This is a genomic window from Streptomyces sp. NPDC059455, from assembly GCF_042750115.1.
Taxonomy (GTDB): domain Bacteria; phylum Actinomycetota; class Actinomycetes; order Streptomycetales; family Streptomycetaceae; genus Streptomyces; species Streptomyces endocoffeicus.
Genome location: NZ_JBHYVB010000006.1, coordinates 84744 through 99382, shown reverse-complemented (window position 1 = coordinate 99382; position 14639 = coordinate 84744). Strand labels below are relative to the sequence as shown.

At 70.0% G+C, this 14639-nt stretch carries 16 protein-coding genes and 2 pseudogenes; 7 read left to right on the top strand and 11 right to left on the bottom strand.

The window, feature by feature from the left end; genetic code table 11:
• Positions 1-2485 (bottom strand): tetratricopeptide repeat protein (locus ACFXB5_RS03765; protein ID WP_385202013.1); only part of this gene is annotated, 2485 nt, incomplete at its 3' end.
• A gap of 211 nt (positions 2486-2696) precedes the next feature.
• On the bottom strand, positions 2697-3578 hold the full coding sequence (locus ACFXB5_RS03760; protein WP_385202012.1) for an alpha/beta fold hydrolase: 882 nt from the start codon (positions 3576-3578) through the stop codon (positions 2697-2699).
• An 85-nt stretch (positions 3579-3663) separates the two neighbouring features.
• Between ACFXB5_RS03760 and ACFXB5_RS03755 the strand changes: the two genes are divergently transcribed.
• The gene (locus ACFXB5_RS03755) at positions 3664-4191 is read left to right on the top strand and encodes a CGNR zinc finger domain-containing protein (protein ID WP_385202010.1); all 528 of its coding nucleotides are present in this window, start codon (positions 3664-3666) and stop codon (positions 4189-4191) included.
• Between the two features lie 108 nt (positions 4192-4299).
• Positions 4300-4767: a YybH family protein gene (locus tag ACFXB5_RS03750; RefSeq protein WP_385202008.1), complete on the top strand. Its 468-nt coding sequence runs from the start codon at positions 4300-4302 to the stop codon at positions 4765-4767.
• Between the two features lie 72 nt (positions 4768-4839).
• Here ACFXB5_RS03750 and ACFXB5_RS03745 read toward each other — a convergent pair whose 3' ends face one another.
• The 5 genes and pseudogenes from ACFXB5_RS03745 to ACFXB5_RS03725 form a co-directional block, all read right to left on the bottom strand.
• Positions 4840-5133, bottom strand: a complete 294-nt coding sequence (locus tag ACFXB5_RS03745) for a hypothetical protein (RefSeq protein WP_385202007.1) — start codon at positions 5131-5133, stop codon at positions 4840-4842.
• Entirely contained in the window at positions 5130-5690 is a 561-nt protein-coding gene (locus ACFXB5_RS03740) for a thioesterase domain-containing protein (RefSeq protein ID WP_385202005.1), read from the bottom strand. Before ACFXB5_RS03740 ends, ACFXB5_RS03745 begins: the two co-directional genes overlap by 4 nt.
• A 170-nt stretch (positions 5691-5860) precedes the next feature.
• Positions 5861-6193: pseudogene (locus ACFXB5_RS03735) on the bottom strand (hypothetical protein); the annotation flags it as partial.
• Complete coding sequence (locus ACFXB5_RS03730) at positions 6091-6660, bottom strand: AMP-binding protein (RefSeq protein WP_385202003.1); 570 nt, start codon at positions 6658-6660, stop codon at positions 6091-6093. The gene ACFXB5_RS03730 and the pseudogene ACFXB5_RS03735, both read right to left, overlap by 103 nt.
• Positions 6661-6986: 326 nt before the next feature.
• Positions 6987-7595: a helix-turn-helix domain-containing protein gene (locus tag ACFXB5_RS03725; RefSeq protein WP_385202001.1), complete on the bottom strand. Its 609-nt coding sequence runs from the start codon at positions 7593-7595 to the stop codon at positions 6987-6989.
• An 87-nt stretch (positions 7596-7682) separates the two neighbouring features.
• Here ACFXB5_RS03725 and ACFXB5_RS03720 point away from each other — a divergent pair, with 87 nt between their 5' ends.
• Positions 7683-8309 (top strand): class I SAM-dependent methyltransferase, encoded by a 627-nt coding sequence (locus tag ACFXB5_RS03720; RefSeq protein WP_385202000.1) that lies wholly within the window; start codon positions 7683-7685, stop codon positions 8307-8309.
• 410 nt (positions 8310-8719) lie between these two features.
• Positions 8720-9559 (top strand): hypothetical protein, encoded by an 840-nt coding sequence (locus ACFXB5_RS03715; protein ID WP_385202057.1) that lies wholly within the window; start codon positions 8720-8722, stop codon positions 9557-9559.
• A 245-nt stretch (positions 9560-9804) separates the two neighbouring features.
• Here the strand turns inward: ACFXB5_RS03715 and ACFXB5_RS03710 are convergent.
• Positions 9805-10180, bottom strand: a pseudogene (locus ACFXB5_RS03710) (BlaI/MecI/CopY family transcriptional regulator).
• Positions 10181-10272: 92 nt separating this feature from the next.
• On the bottom strand, positions 10273-11058 hold the full coding sequence (locus ACFXB5_RS03705) for an ABC transporter permease (protein WP_385201998.1): 786 nt from the start codon (positions 11056-11058) through the stop codon (positions 10273-10275).
• A gap of 232 nt (positions 11059-11290) precedes the next feature.
• Between ACFXB5_RS03705 and ACFXB5_RS03700 the strand changes: the two genes are divergently transcribed.
• Together ACFXB5_RS03700 and ACFXB5_RS03695 are read left to right on the top strand one after the other, a co-directional pair.
• Positions 11291-11482, top strand: a complete 192-nt coding sequence (locus tag ACFXB5_RS03700) for a TetR/AcrR family transcriptional regulator (protein WP_385201996.1) — start codon at positions 11291-11293, stop codon at positions 11480-11482.
• On the top strand, positions 11446-11655 hold the full coding sequence (locus ACFXB5_RS03695) for a hypothetical protein (RefSeq protein ID WP_385201994.1): 210 nt from the start codon (positions 11446-11448) through the stop codon (positions 11653-11655). Before ACFXB5_RS03700 ends, ACFXB5_RS03695 begins: the two co-directional genes overlap by 37 nt.
• Here the strand turns inward: ACFXB5_RS03695 and ACFXB5_RS03690 are convergent.
• A complete protein-coding gene (locus ACFXB5_RS03690) occupies positions 11642-12595 on the bottom strand; it encodes an alpha/beta fold hydrolase (RefSeq protein WP_385201992.1) in 954 nt (317 codons plus the stop codon). The genes ACFXB5_RS03695 and ACFXB5_RS03690 overlap by 14 nt on opposite strands.
• Before the next feature lie 119 nt (positions 12596-12714).
• Here ACFXB5_RS03690 and ACFXB5_RS03685 point away from each other — a divergent pair, with 119 nt between their 5' ends.
• Positions 12715-13530 (top strand): IclR family transcriptional regulator, encoded by an 816-nt coding sequence (locus ACFXB5_RS03685; protein WP_385201990.1) that lies wholly within the window; start codon positions 12715-12717, stop codon positions 13528-13530.
• A gap of 9 nt (positions 13531-13539) precedes the next feature.
• On the opposite strand, the gene ACFXB5_RS03680 is transcribed toward ACFXB5_RS03685, so the two are convergent.
• A complete protein-coding gene (locus ACFXB5_RS03680) occupies positions 13540-14478 on the bottom strand; it encodes an endo-beta-N-acetylglucosaminidase H (protein WP_385201988.1) in 939 nt (312 codons plus the stop codon).
• Positions 14479-14639: the final 161 nt, after the last annotated feature.

Below are 14639 nucleotides of genomic sequence, written 5' to 3'. Positions count from 1 at the left end.
GGCCGAGTGCCTCCAGCATGTGCGCGATGGCCTCGTCGTAACGGCCACTGCCCATCAGATACGTGCCCGCCGGGAACACCAGCCACTGCGCCAGCCCGGGCAGGTAGGAGGGTTTCCCGGTGGCGAGTTGGCGGAGCAGGTCGGTGGCCTCCACGGCGCGCTGTGCGCCCTGGGTGTGGTCGGGTTTGCCCCACAGGGCCTGCGCCAGATTGACCAGCGTCCAGGCCTTTCGCCAAGGGAGTTCATCGGATCCGGGTTGTTCATGGATGAGCTTGTCGTAGAGGCCGAGTGCCTCCAGCATGTGCGCGATGGCCTCGTCGTAACGGCCACTGCCCATCAGATACGTGCCCGCCGGGAACACCAGCCACTGCGCCAGCGTCGCACGGTAGCCGGGGTCCAGGGCCACGACCTCGCGGGCGACCGCGATCGCGTCGGCCGCCCGGGCGTTGGCCTCGTCGCGCACCGGGCCGGGCAGGTTCCACAGGGTCTGGGCCCGCGCCACCAGGGCTCGCGCGTCCGTGATCCGGGCCGACGCGGTCGGCGTGGCCGTGTCGTAGAAACACGTCAGGAGCCTCGGCACCTCGCCGATCTCGCTGCCGAAGTCGACCCGGTAGAGCGATACGCTTCCCGCCGCCGTCGGCACCGCGGCGATCTCGGAGTACGACCACCAGGGCTGTCCGAGCCACAGCGGCGCCGACCACTGGGGCTGCTGGGGATCCCGGAAGATGGTCTGAACGCGGCTGTCCCGGCCCTGCCAGAACCAGTTGGCCCGCCGGTCCCCGGTCACCGCCGGGATGGTCGTGTAGGGCACGCCCCATTTGGTGAGGTGCTGCGGGGTGATCTCGGCCGGGGCGCTCCAGCCACCGTCGTAGTGGATGTTCCACATGGACCCGAACCTGCCCATCCAGACCACATCGGCTCTTCCGTCGCCGGTGCCCAGGGCGCGGATGGTCGACGGGAAGTCGTTCCCGGGGAATTCGGCGATCTGCGCGGGTGCGCTCCACGCGGGGCCGGGAGCGTGGGAATCGTAGGTGACGCTGTGCACCGTGCGGTCGTTCATGGTCCACACCACCAGCGCCACCCCGGGCGCCGGACAGGCCACCGTGAGGTCCGAGCCCAGCGAAATGGCGCCTGCCGGGGCCGCCACCTGCGGTGGCCCCCACGTCCCCTTGGCGTCCTGGAACGCGGCCATCAGCGTGCCGGTGCCATTGTCCCGCCACACCACGACGACCGAGCCCGGTGCCGCGGCGGCCTCGGCGTACCAGAGGTCGGTGGTGTCGCCGCTCACCCTGACCGGGGCGTCCAGCCATCCGGACGGCCGGGTGGGATCGGTGCGCGTGGCGTGGATGCCGCCGTCCTTGCCCCGCATCACCACGGTGATGAGGCCCGGCCCCGATGCCAGGGCGAGTGGCGTGGGTTCCTCCCGCACCGCGTTCTCCGCGCTGATGGCCACCGACGGTTTCCAGGCCGGTGTGGCCGCGGTGGCGTCGTAGGACGTGGTGCGGAGCTGCGCCTTGTCCTTGTCCCGCCACACCAGCACGGTGTGCCCCGGCCGGTCCGACGCCGCGGCCAAGGACACGATGCTGTCCGGCACCTCCACCGGGGTCCAGGGGGACCATCCGGGGGTGCGCGGGTCCTTGGCCCAGTAGGCCACGGTGTCGTGGAAGCCCATGAGTTTGGCCAGACCGGTCCTGACCCGCATCTCGGCGCGCATCTGATCGGAGTAGTAGGCCCGGGCGTCGTCGTACTCGGCCTGTCCTCCCGGGCGCCATCCGGTGTTGCTGTGCCCCGTGTCGTAGCCGGTGATGTGGTCCACGCACTGGTAGCCCACGAAGTAGCTTCCGGGGTCCACCCGGCCACCGGTATACGGATCGATGGCCTGGTCGGCGTGTTGGAACACCCAGTCCAGCCGCGCCGCGTGCCGGGTCAGTTCCTCACGGGCCAGCCGGTCCTCGCGGAACTGCGGGTTGAGCCCGGCGATCACGCCGAACCGGACGGTCAGCACATAGACATAGGCGATGTACGCCAGCCGGTGGTCGAAGACGCTTTCCGGTGAATTCGGATCCGGGCGGTAGAAGTAGGAGTCGCCCTCCAGCAGTGTGTTCGCCGCCAGCCGGGAGTTGTTGTCCGCGTTCGATCGCAGCAGCGGGTCCTTGCGCCCGCCCGCGGCCCAGGAGTTGAGCTCGTCCATGGCGGTGCGGGCCCGCCCGCGCAGGCCGTCCAGGTCGCGCCGCAGGTTGAGCACATACGCCTGCTGCTCGACCCTGACCGCCTGCTTCACGGCCTCGAGGACCTCGTCGAACCGCCCCTGGAGGGCGACGAAATCCTGGTGCAGCACCTCCAGTTTGGCCAGGATCTCCTCTTCGGGAGTGGGGCTGTGACTGCCGAGGCTGACGAAGGCGACAATGCCCTGGTATGCCTCGTACGCCTTCTTGCCGGCTTCGTAGATCGCCAGTGCCGTGAGGACGGGCGTGGGCGTGGCCATATCCGGTGTACCCCCCTTGACCTGTGCCCCTGTGGGCACGGCTGAGCCAAGTGAACCACCGGGCAGTCATACACATACTGGAGAAAAACTCGAGCGCCCCCGTTGTGCGCCGCGCGCCCCCTCGGAGGCCCGTTCCGGCACACTGCCCACCGCCCTCGCACCGCCCTCGCATCGCCCGGCACCGCCGCGGACACCTCGCGATGCGGCTTGATCACCCAGTCGTCGAAGGGCCGAACGCCCGCTCGCGGAAGGCGAGGACCGCCTGTGCGACGTCGTCGAGATGCGTCTCCAGCAGGAAATGCCCGCCGTCGAGGAGAAGGATCTCGGCATCGGACGCGTCGCGGCGGAAGGCCTCCGCACCCGCGGGAGCGAAGATCTCGTCGTTACGGCCCCAGACCGCGAGCACCGGAACGCCGCGGGAGCGCAGCCACTCGTGCACGGCCGGGTACAGGGCACGGTTGGTGGCGTAGTCGCCGAACAGGGCAAGCTGCGCGCGATCCACTCCCGGGCGGGCCAGCAGGGTCAGGTCGTGCTCCCAGGCGTCGGGGTCGACCAGGGTGCGGTCGGCCACCCCGTGGGTGTACTGCCACTCGATGGCCTCGCGCCCGAGGGCGGGCCGCAGCCGTGCCTCGTGCTCAGCGCTCCGATCGGCGCCATAGGCCCAGATCGGCGCCCAGAATTCGGGGACGAAGCCTTCCTCGTAGGCATTGCCGTTCTGGGAGACGACCGCGACCACGGCATCCGGATCCGCCAGTGCGAGCCGCCAGCCGATGGGCGCCCCGTAGTCCTGGACGTAGATCGCGTAGCGGTCCACGCCGATCGTCGCCAGCAGGTGGCGGGTGACCTCGGCGAGCGCGTCAAAGGTATAGGGGAACTGTTCGACGCCCGGCGCCGACGACCTCCCGAAACCGATGTGGTCGGGCGCGATCACCCGGTAGGGGCCGGCCAGAGCCGGGATGAGGTGGCGGAACATGTGCGAGCTGGTCGGGTACCCGTGCAGCAGCAACAGCACGGGAGCATGCGCCGGACCCGCCTCGCGGTAGAAGACCGTCAGCCCGTCGACCTCAACAGAGCGGTGATGAACAGCGACCATGGCGGTAACCCCTTAAAGAGATTTAACTGGTTAGGCTATGATGAGTGTTCGTGCCCTGAACGTGTTTGTCAAGAAGGAGCAGGGGATGGTCGAGGGCGAGGAGCTGCTGCTCGCGGTGCTCAACAGTGCTCCGGTGATCGACGGCAAGCCCACGGACGCGCTGGAACCGGCGGAGGAAGCGTCGCGCTGGCTCCGCGGGCTGGGAGGGCGCGGAACGACAGCCGAGCGCGAAGCGGTGCGACACGTGCGCGACGCTCTGCACCGGCTGATCCGCGGGGCCTCCACCGATGTGGACGCCCTCAACGCCGTCCTCGGACATGCCCGGCTGTGCCCCACAGCCACGAGCGAGGGCCTTCAGTGGCAGCTCGAAGCCGCGAACGATCAAGAACTGGCCGTCCGCGTCGTCCTCGCGTGGTCGAAGGTCCGCGAAGAACTACCGGGACGGCTGCGGCCATGTGCGAACGAGGAATGCAATCTGTTCCTCGTCGACCACAGCCGCCCCGGCACGGCACGCTGGTGCTCCATGGCCGCATGCGGCAACCGGATGAAGGCCCGCACCCACGCCCGAAGGCGACGTACCGGCGAAACGGTCCCCCCGGGCAATCCGAGCTGAGCCGTAGGACGAGCTTCTTGATCGCGGCAGCGGCGCAGAGTCTGTCCCCCGGATGGGTGGGTGCGACGGGCCCTCCCTGAACCCCGCCCGCGCCCTTAGCGTCGAGTCATGAACGATGAACAGTTGATCGCGGACCTGCACACCCGGTGGGTGTTCGGCTGGGAGCGCGACGAGGGAGACGCACCGTTCGACTTCCGGCGCACCTTCGGCGAGTTCTACGATTTCGGCTCTCCGGACGTCCGGCTCTACGACGACTTCGACCCCGAGCAGCGGGTGGCGACGACAGCCACCGAATACGGCTCGATTTGGGAGCCCAGCTTTCACAAGATGATTTCCGCGCACCATGCCGTCGACGACGGCCCGCACGTCATCGCCGACCACGATCTGGCCGCGTCCACCCTGACCTTCGTAGCGCGGATCACCAGGCCCGACGCCACCACGGACATTCGCACCACGACCTCGCTGGTCTGGCGCCGAACGCCGGACGGCTGGCGGATCGTCCGCGAACACAACTCGGCCAAGCTGCTGCCCGCAGGGGATCTCGACGGCATGCTGCCGACGCACGAGGCTCCCTGACCTCGTGGGGTTCAGGGGCAGCCGTGCGGGGGCGAGCTCCACGGCGAGGGCTGCGCCTCCCCCAGGACGTCCTCAGACCGGGCCGGCCGCCAGCCACTGGTGGATGGCGAGTGCGGTGGTACGGGCGTGCTCCTCCAACATGGTGAAGTGGTCCCCGTCCACGGTGACCTCGGCGTGCGGCAGGCTCCAGTCCGGGGCGGGTTCGGCGCCGGGCAGTGGGTCCCGGGCTCGTACGTACAGGGTGGGACAGGCGAGCGGCGCGGGTTTCCAGCCGCTGAAGAGCTCGAAGTATCCGACCATGGCGGTGAGCCGGTCGGGGCTGGCAGAGGCGAATTCCGCCGCCCGGCGCAGCATGTCCGACGTCATCGCGGAGAGCGCCGCGCCTGACCCCCGTCGCCGTGGCCGGGGGGATAGGTGTCCACCAGGACGACGGCCGCCGGGGCGGCACCCTCGGACTCCAGACGCTCGGCCACGGCATGGGCCACCCAGCCACCGGCCGACCGTCCCAGCAGTACCAGGGGGCCTTCGGCCGCGCCCGCGCGTACGGCGATGGCCTGGGCGGTGACGAGAGCGTCCAGTGTGGCGGGCAGAGCCTCTCCGGGCTCGAACCCCGGGTGCCGCACCACGGAAACCGGCCGCAGCCCGCGCAGCCCGGCACCGAGGCGCGCGTACTCCTGCGGTCCGGACACCGCGCTGAGCGCGGGCGAGCAGACCAGCCGGGCCCCCGTGCCGCCCACCGCGAGCATGACGGGTTCGTGCGTCGCACCGGGCGCCCCGGTCCTGTCGAAGACCGGACGCAGGCGCGCGGCGACGGTGAGGAGCGCCATGCCGTCCCAGCTCTGTCCCCGGGAACATGCGGTACGGAAGAGCGCGCCCAGGGAGTCCGGAGGGCCGACGGCGTGCGGTGTGTCGACGGCCCGCACCCAGTCCGGTGAAGTGCCCGCCTCCGGATAGCCCGGAGGGCCGACGGCCTCCCGGCGGCCTCCGCGCCCAGCGCCCGCGCGGGCAGGCCGGCGAGGTTCCGCCGCAGGATCTTCCCGGAGGCGGTACGGGGAATGTCCGCCACCTCGAACAGCTCGACCGGCATCTTGAAGCCGGACAGTTCCGCACGGCCGGCGGCGAGGACGCGCCCCCTGTCCAGCACGCCGCCACCGGGCCCGGCGACCAGGTAGCCGACCGGCACCTCGCCGAAGACGGGGTGCGGGCGTCCGGCCACGGCGGCGTCCGCCACCCCCGGAAGCCGCCGCAGCACCGCCTCCACTTCCGCGGGATGGATGTTCACCCCGCCCCGAATGATCAGCTCACTCGCCCGGCCGGTGACCGTCAGTTCACCGGAGGCATCGATCCTGACCAGGTCACCCGTGCGGAACCAGCCGTCGCGCAGCACCTCCGCGGTGGCTTCCGGTCTGACGTGGTAACCGGCCATGACCCCGGGCCCGCTGACCCACAACTCGCCCTCACCCGTGTCCCGGCCGTCGGGCCCCCGCCGACCCGGACCCGGGTGCCGGGCAGCACCCGGCCGCACGCCCCGGACGCCGTCGCCTCGCCCGGCGCCGCCATGGTGACCGGGCCCGCCTCCGTGCTGCCGTAGTGCTCCACATAGGGGACACGGCAGATCGCCTCGAAGGACTCGCGGAACCCGGGCTCCGCCGCGGCACCACCGCTGACGCACCCCCGCAGCCCGGGGGCGCCGAGACCGGCGCCGTCCTTGCCGCCCCCTCGCCGCCCTCCTCGCCCCGGACCGCGTCGAGGAGCGCCGAATACGTGGTCGGGCCCCCGCCGAGCAAGGTGAACGAACCGTCCCCACGACGCAGTTCGCCGAGCACGCCCGCCGCCGAGAACCGGGGCAGCAGCATCGCGCTCGCCCCCACCGCGGTCACCCCGAGGAGGCACACCACCTGGCTCATCGCGTGATGGAGGGGCAACGGCCACAGCACCCGGTCCCGTTCGGACAGGCCCAGGACCCCGACGTAGCCCGTCGCGACCGGGGAGAGGCGGTTGCGCCGGTAGGTCAGGCGCCTGAACCGGTCCTGGAAACAGACCTTGTCCCCGAGCCGGCGGGCATGGTCCCCGAGCAGTTCCGGCAGCGGTCTGACGATGTCGGCGTGCGTACGCACCGCATGACCTCCTTGAGGCGACCCGTCGTTGAGGACGACGGCACGATCCGCCAGGTTGCCCACCGACGGGGATGGCCGATCCGCAGTGCCGTCGCGCCGAGTTCACCGCCGGCGCTCGGCCTGGGGCGGCCGATGAGGGTCGGCGCGTACGTGCGCGCGTATCCCTTGCAGGCCGAACAGGATGAGCAGCTCCACCACGCCGCCGTCGGCGCTGCCCAGCCAGTGGGGCAGGGACGTGTCGAACTCGGCCGCCTCACCGGGCGGCAGCGTCAGGTCGCGCTCGCCGATCACCAATCGCAGGCGTCCGCCCAGCACGTAGAGCCATTCGAAGCCCTCGTGGGTCTGCGGGGTCGGTTCGAGTGGTTCCGGCTCGGCGGGGATGATCATCTTGAACGCGTGCACACCGCCCGGTCGCCGGGACAGCGGCACGAACGTCATGCCGAACCGCCTGATCGGCTTGAGGTGGATCCGGGGGTCGCCGGTGCGCGGGGCACCGACGAGGTCGTCCAGCGGAACGTCGTAGATGCGGGCCAGCGGGAGCAGCAGTTCCAGGGTCGGCCGGCGCTGCCCGCTCTCCAGCCGGGACAGGGTGCTCTCCGATACGCCGGTCCTCGCCGCGAGGTCGGCGAGGGTGATGCCGCGGTCACGGCGCAGCGCACGGAGCCGCGGCCCCACCGCGTCCAGCACGTCGTCGTCCGTCTTGGGATCCATCAGGCCATCTTGCCATTACCGCAAGATTTCGTGCCACGTCGTGGTGCGCCTGCCAAGACTGAGCACCTACCGACACAAGGAGCCCTGATGAGCACCACCGATGCGGTCGCGTTCTGGGACGGCGTCTACGCGGCCCGGCCGACGGCCGGCGACCCGCGGCCGAATGCCCGCCTCACCGAGACGGTAACGGGCCTGCCGCCCGGTGACGCGCTGGACCTCGGATGCGGCAACGGCGGCGACGCGCTGTGGCTCGCCGACCAGGGGTGGCGGGTCACCGCCGTCGACATCTCGGCCGTGGCGGTCGAGCGGCTCGCCGACCTCGCCCGCTCACACGGCCTGAGCGACCGCGTCACCACCGTGCGGCACGACGTGCACACGTCTTTCCCGCCCGGCGAATTCGACCTGATCTGCGCCCATTACCTGCACACCCCCTTCGACCTGGACCGGTCGACCGTCCTGCGCTCGGCCGCACACACACTGCGCCCGGGCGGGCGGCTGCTGGTCGTCGACCACGGCTCGGCCGCGCCATGGTCGTGGGACCAGGATCCCGATACCCGGTACCCGAGCCCGCAGGAGGTCGCCGCCGATATCGAGCTGGCCCCGGAGACATGGACGGTCGAGCGGGCCGACGCACCCCGCCGGATCGCGACCGGCCCCGGCGGGCAGACCGCCGAGGTCACCGATCACGTCCTCCTCATCCGCCGCACCACCTGACCCGGTGACCCGGCGCCCCCCAACGAAGGAAGGCGTGCGTGGTCCGCTGCACGGACCCGATTCCACGCAAACGCGTGGAACCACTTGGCCGTTCGGCCCGTGGCGAGCGGTAAGGGCGTGCCCCGCGAGGTCCCCGCGGTACAGCGGCGTCGGAGAGCTGCCACGGGATCAGGTGCCACAGGACGAGGGTGCGCACTCCGGCCCCGGCGGCGGCCCGGCCCGCGTCCTCGGCGCTGGTGTGGGCCTGCGCGCTCGGCGGCGCCGACGCCCTCGCCGACGTCGTCCCTGGACAGCCCTTGGTGGCGGTGAGGCTGATCAGGCCGATGGCCAGGAGGTACAGGGTGATGCTCATCGAGGTACCGGTGGCCAATCAGGATGCGTTCAGGTATGCGGTGGCAGGTTCGGGTTTCATGACCTACGAGACATCTGAAACCTCCGTGCCCCCGGCGGCCGACGGACCCGCCTCTCGGTCGCGTCACCGACTGCGCTGGAACAAGGTGCCCGAAGTCACCGTCTACTTCTGGGTCATCAAGGTACTGTGCACGACGGTCGGTGAGACCGCGGCGGACCTGCTGAACGAGAAGGCCGGGCTCGGTCTGAGCGGTGTATCGACACTGATGAGCGCACTGCTGGCCGTGGTGCTGGTGGTGCAGTTCCGCACCAGCGGCTACCGCGCGGGCGTGTACTGGACGGCCGTCGCCCTGATCAGCGTCGTCGGCACACTGATCAGCGACAACCTCACCGACAACATGGGTGTGCCGCTGGAGACGAGCACGACGGTGTTCGCGATCGTCCTGGCGGTGGTGTTCGTCGTCTGGTACCGGCGGGAGCGGACACTGTCCATCCACAGCGTCGACTCCACCAGCCGTGAATCCTTCTACTGGCTGGCGGTGCTGTTCACCTTCGCCCTGGGAACCGCGGCCGGTGACCTGGTCTCCGAGCGGATGAACCTCGGGTACTGGCTGTCCGCGGTGCTGTTCGCCCTGGCCATCGCCGCCGTCGGGGTCGCTCACTTCGCGCTCGGTCTCGACGCGGTGTGGAGCTTCTGGATCGCCTACATCCTCACCCGCCCGCTCGGCGCATCCGTCGGTGACTACCTCTCCCAGCCGACCGGCGACGGCGGCCCCGGTCTGGGCACGGTCGTGACCAGTGTCCTGTTCCTGGCGGTCATTCTCGGCCTGGTGGTGTTCCTGTCGGTGACGCGCAAGGACGTCACCCAACCGGAGCAAGCCGCCCGGCAGCCGGTCTGAGCTCCGGCAGGCGTTCAGGACGCGTTTCAGGCCGCGGCAGGCAGGGCCGCGACACCGCCGCCGTCCGCGAGCGGCCCATCCCCTGGGGCGCTCGGCCCCTTCGGCGCGGGCGCCGTTACCCCCGATCAGACGGGAGCACATGACGTTGGGGAAGCCAGAAGTCCTCACCGACCTCGACGTCGCGAGTACGAGCACGTCGGTGATGAAGAAGCTGCCCGAGGTCACCCATACTGCGTAGATCACTCTCAGGTCTCCTCGTCGCCGTCCAGCAGCGCGCGGAGTATCCCTTCGTCCTCGGGACTGAGGTCGGAGACGAATCGGGCCAGGATGCCGCCGCGGTCTTCGCCGCGTTCGAGCTCGGCGTGCATGCGGCGGGCATGGAGGCCGGAGCTGGCGGCGATGGGGGTGTAGGCGTATCCGCGTCCCTGGCGGGCGCGGTCGACCATCCCCTTTATCGTGGAGCCGGGTCAGGATGGTCGTCACTGTCGTGCGTGCCAAGTCCGCGTCGAGGGTTTCCCGGACCTCTCCGGGAGTGAGGGGCCGACCCGCGGCCCACAGCGCCGCCAGGACGCCGGCTTCCAGCTCACCGGCCGGTCGGCGGTCGCCGTGCTGCTCAGTCATGGCGTTCATTTTCGCAGACGGCCGTCTACAGCCGCGTAGTCCGACTACAGGCCCGGTAGCCGATCAGGGTGCCGCGGAAGCCGGCGCGAATGTCAGGTGGCATGCGCCGCGGGACGGAACAGACGATGCCGAGCGATGAGCTCGACGGTCACGGCAACGGCAATGGCCTGCACCGCCATCAGGGCGATCAGGACAAACAGCTGAACGGCCCCGGCCATAAGCGGACTCGCCCCGCCCAGGAGCATGCCCACAAACGCCCCGGGAAGCGTCACCAGCCCGACCGTGCGCGTCTGGTCCAGCCCCGGCAGCAACGCGTCGGACGCGACCGGCCGTGCGATCTCCATCCGCGCATCCCGCTCGAGGAAACCCAGAGCCATCGCCGCCTCGACCTCACCGCGCCGAAGTTCCAGCTCGTCGAGGGCGCGTCGGCCCGCGAGCACCGTTACCGTCAGGGCGCCGCCGATGAGGATGCCGCTGATGGGGATGAGCGCAAGGCCCTTCACGGGAACCAGTCCCGTCAGCAGCAGCGCGGCCACCGTGGGGACGACACCGGCGGCGATCGGTGCGGCGGTCAGCCACCAGGTGCGGTTGGTGGTCAGCCGTCGGCCCGCCGTGCGCACGGCGACGCTGAACATCACGACCAGGAACGCCGCCAGACCGGCCAAGCTGGTGACCGCCCAGGTGATGACCAGGGACACAGCGGCGAGCTGCGCTACCGCGCGCATACCCGCGATTACGATCTCCCGCGGACGGTTGACGGAGGGATCGGGGGACAGACGAAACCAGTAGGCGACCCCCGCGGCCACGGCCAGCAGCACTGTCAACAGCACGCCGAGGGTGAGGTTGACCGGCAGTAGGGATCTCGCGCTCAGCGTCACCTGCCTCACCGTAAATGCCGCTGGCAGCGCACGACAGCCCGTCACGCGTTCCGCATGCTCCCGCGACCACCCGGTATGGCCAACTCAGTCCGACGAGCTGTCCTCCGCGCGGCGAGCCGTCGGACGCGGTCGACGCGGCTGCCACGCTAGGTTATCGGTCGACCACTAATGTAGGGGGCCCATGCCTGCCGCCGGGACCAGCGCGAAGAGCGACGAGCGACGCCGGTCCATCGTGGCCGCCGCGATCGACCGCTTCGCGCAAAAGGGTTTCTACGGCACGACGACGCACGAGATCGCCAAGCAGGTCGGCATCTCCCAGCCGTATCTCTATCGCCTGTACCCGAACAAGCAAGCGCTGTTCGCCGCGGCGGTCGACCATGTGTCCGTATGCACGCGAACTGCGCCGCCGGCGAGCCGCTGGTAGGTCAGGCCGTGCGGCGGTGCTACGCCAAGCAGGTGGACACCGTTCGGCGACTGCTGGGCGACGACGAGGCCATGCGGCGCTGGTTCGGCGCCGGAATGCTCGACAACGTGGTCGCCGTGCTGGGTCTGGCCGACATCGATGAGCCGTGGGCGCGGGTCCTCACCGCTCGATGACCGGCAGCGTGGATGCCCAGTCGGTGAGGAGCTTCGCGTACCGCGGCGGGTCGAACTCGTGCATCATGTGCGGCGCGTCCGGCGCCGAGTGGTAGTCGGCCTTCACCCCGGCCGACTCCATCAGTTTGACGGCGTACGCGGCCTGTTCGTCGGACAGCGCTCCGAGCAGTTCTCCCGTGTCCGGGTCGATGGACCGGGTGTGGTGGGTGACCAGCACGGGCGTCTTGACCTGCCGGAGCATACGATCGTGCGGACAGTTGAGGGCGACGGTCCCCTCGTGGAACGCCCGCGCCCACTCGGGGTCGTACTCCTTGAGGTTCTGCGGCGGTTCCTCGTGCCTCCCGTAAAGCCGCGTGAAGGTCCGCATCATCTTGGACGGGGACTTCTTGACGGCCTCGATATGGCCGGGCCAGTCGTTGACGCACCATTGGTCGCCGAGGTAGGTGCTGTACAACTGGAACATCGGCGCGGCGGCCTGGCGGATTGAGTGCCCGATGACCGGGTCCGGCTCGGAGGCGAACAACGGCGCGTCCTCGAGGAGCGCGCCCCGGATCTGGCCGGGCATGGCGTACGCCGACAGCCACGCGGCCAGGACGCCGCCCGAGGAGTTGCCCGCGACGATGACCGGGCGCTTGACGACCAGGGCGATGAACCGGACCAGGTCGTTGCCGAAATTGTCGAGGCTGTACCGCTTGGGCGTCCATGTGCTGCGCCCCTGGCCGCGCAGGTCGACGGCGTATACGTGGAAGTCCCGGGACAGGAGGCTCATCGCCTCCTCGTACCCCCACCACGACCCGGTCTGCTCGGGGACCAGGAGCAGCGCCGGCTTGTCCGGCGCCCCGGCCTCGGCGTAGTTCATGCTCACCTCACCGAGGTCGACCTGCCGCTCGGGGTACGCGTGCGGGACGAAGACGTCACGGGACGCGGGGTTGCTCGCCATTGCTCCTCTTTCGTGCATGCGGGCGGGTTCCGTGGCCCAGCACTGGGCCAGTGCCACGCAGTAGGTGATCAGGCCGCTAGGATCCATCCCGTGACCGCCGCCATGCACTGCCCGTTTCGATGAGTGGTACGGCGGATCACACTCGGCGCTCGGGACGCCCCGCGCATGGGGAGCCGATTCTGGAGCGGGCGTTCAAGGTCCTGGGCGCGTTCGCCAACGCGGGAGAGAGCCTGCCGCTCAAGACGCTCGCGTCCCGCGCCGGCCTCCCCAAGAGCACCACCTCGAGGATCGCCGCGCAGTTGGTCGGCGTAGGGGCTCTCGAACGTCTGGAGAACGGTGAGTTCGTCGTGGGGCTGCAGATGCTGGAGATCGCGACGCTCGCTCCCCGCGGCCACGGCCTGCGTGCCGCCGCGCTGCCGTTGATGGAGGATCTGCACCGCGTGACGCGTCAGCACATCCTCCTCGCCGTTCGTGACGGCCATGAGGCGGTGCTCGTGGAGCGCCTGTCGGCGCACGGAGCGGCCGCCGTGAAGTACCGCGTAGGCGGACGGCTTCCGCTGGACACCACGGGAATCGGCATTGCCCTGCTGGCCTACGCGACGGAACAGGTGCGCGAGGACGTGCTCGCCAAGGCCGCGTCCCCGGACCGGGTACGCCAGTTGATGGCCATGACCCGGTCCGAGGGCGTATGCGCGGCGGCCGTACCCAATCCGGTGGACGACGGTCCGGCCACGATGTCGACGGTCGCCGCGCCCATCCTCGACAGTGCCGGCGCGGCGCTGGGTGCGGTCTCGCTGGTCGCGCCGGACGACGCGGGCACTCAGGTCGCCTCTCGAATCGCACTGCGTACGGCAAGTCTGGCGATCTCGCGAGCGCTCGAGACCACAGCCGCGTCAGCACGGCAGGCGACAACTGACCGGCGATATGCCGATTAGGCGGCCGCCTTACGGTGTGTAGACGGCGTCACTTCCGTACAGTTCCCTGGTGAACGCGGAGACATCGGCGCCGCGATTGGCGCCGTCGAGGTTGTACGTCAGATAGACGCCGTACCCCTCGCTGACGGTGCGGCGGGCGAGGCTGGCGACCGTGCTCTGCGAGGTCCGGCCTATCTCGACAGCCGCCGGCGACAGCTTCGACTTGGGCAGTGCCACGCGGGGAACCTGCCAGCTGCCGTAGTACGGGTTCCAGGCGTAGTCGAACTTGGACGAGATGTCGACGCCGCCGTAGGAGAGGCGCGACGCGGCCGGGCCGATGTTGTAGAGGCTGATGATCTTGTCCGGCATGTTCGCGCGCAGCGCCGTCACCAGGTGCACGAACGAGCTGTCGTTGGGCTGGCCCGTGCCGTTGTTGCCGTACTCCGCGTACTCGTCGTCGAAGTCGATGCCGTCGAGGCCGTACTTGGCCACGGTGTCCGACAGCGTTTTCGCGAACGCCGAAGCCGCCTGCTGGGAAGGGAAGTTGGCGAAGCCCGCGCCCTGATGGTTGCCGAGCACCGAGAGGACGACCTTGATGCCCTTCTGCTGCAACGGCCGTATCTCCGTGGCGGCCTTGTCGAGTACGCGCTGCACATTCTCGTTGAAGTGCAGATACGCCGCCTTCGTACCCGTGTCGTAGTTGATGTTCGCCGCGAAGACCACGGCGACGTCGAAGACGTTGCCGCCGCCGTTGGCGAGGGTGTACTTGCCGACGTTGCGCATGCTGTTGTTGTTCACCTCGACGTACGCCACCGAGGTCGGCCCCTGTTTCGCGGGAGCGGGAGCGGGGGCGGGGGCGGCTGCCGCGCCGGTCGTGGCGGTCGCGGCGGTTCCGCCGAAGGCGAGGGCCGCGACCGCCGAGAGCGTGAACACGGCCGTCCGTAATCTGCTCCGTACCAGTGTGAACATCGTTGACCGGTCTCCCCTTCGTATGGGTCGGCGCCCGACCTGTTCGAAAGCGCCGAGTGAGCTCTGCAAGTCTTCCGCTCCCGTGGCCGGATCCCGAGAATCGCGTGCGAACTCTTCACGACTCCCACGCACCTCACGCCGCACCCCGGCGCCTGGGCAAC

Coding starts and splice junctions, on each gene's coding strand:
- ACFXB5_RS03760 (WP_385202012.1), bottom strand. CDS start 3,578: ATGGTCGCTGTTCATCACCGCTCTGTTGAGGTCGACGGGCTGACGGTC.
- ACFXB5_RS03755 (WP_385202010.1), top strand. CDS start 3,664: ATGGTCGAGGGCGAGGAGCTGCTGCTCGCGGTGCTCAACAGTGCTCCG.
- ACFXB5_RS03750 (WP_385202008.1), top strand. CDS start 4,300: ATGAACGATGAACAGTTGATCGCGGACCTGCACACCCGGTGGGTGTTC.
- ACFXB5_RS03745 (WP_385202007.1), bottom strand. CDS start 5,133: ATGACGTCGGACATGCTGCGCCGGGCGGCGGAATTCGCCTCTGCCAGC.
- ACFXB5_RS03725 (WP_385202001.1), bottom strand. CDS start 7,595: ATGGATCCCAAGACGGACGACGACGTGCTGGACGCGGTGGGGCCGCGG.
- ACFXB5_RS03720 (WP_385202000.1), top strand. CDS start 7,683: ATGAGCACCACCGATGCGGTCGCGTTCTGGGACGGCGTCTACGCGGCC.
- ACFXB5_RS03715 (WP_385202057.1), top strand. CDS start 8,720: ATGACCTACGAGACATCTGAAACCTCCGTGCCCCCGGCGGCCGACGGA.
- ACFXB5_RS03695 (WP_385201994.1), top strand. CDS start 11,446: ATGCACGCGAACTGCGCCGCCGGCGAGCCGCTGGTAGGTCAGGCCGTG.
- ACFXB5_RS03690 (WP_385201992.1), bottom strand. CDS start 12,595: ATGGCGAGCAACCCCGCGTCCCGTGACGTCTTCGTCCCGCACGCGTAC.
- ACFXB5_RS03685 (WP_385201990.1), top strand. CDS start 12,715: ATGAGTGGTACGGCGGATCACACTCGGCGCTCGGGACGCCCCGCGCAT.
- ACFXB5_RS03680 (WP_385201988.1), bottom strand. CDS start 14,478: ATGTTCACACTGGTACGGAGCAGATTACGGACGGCCGTGTTCACGCTC.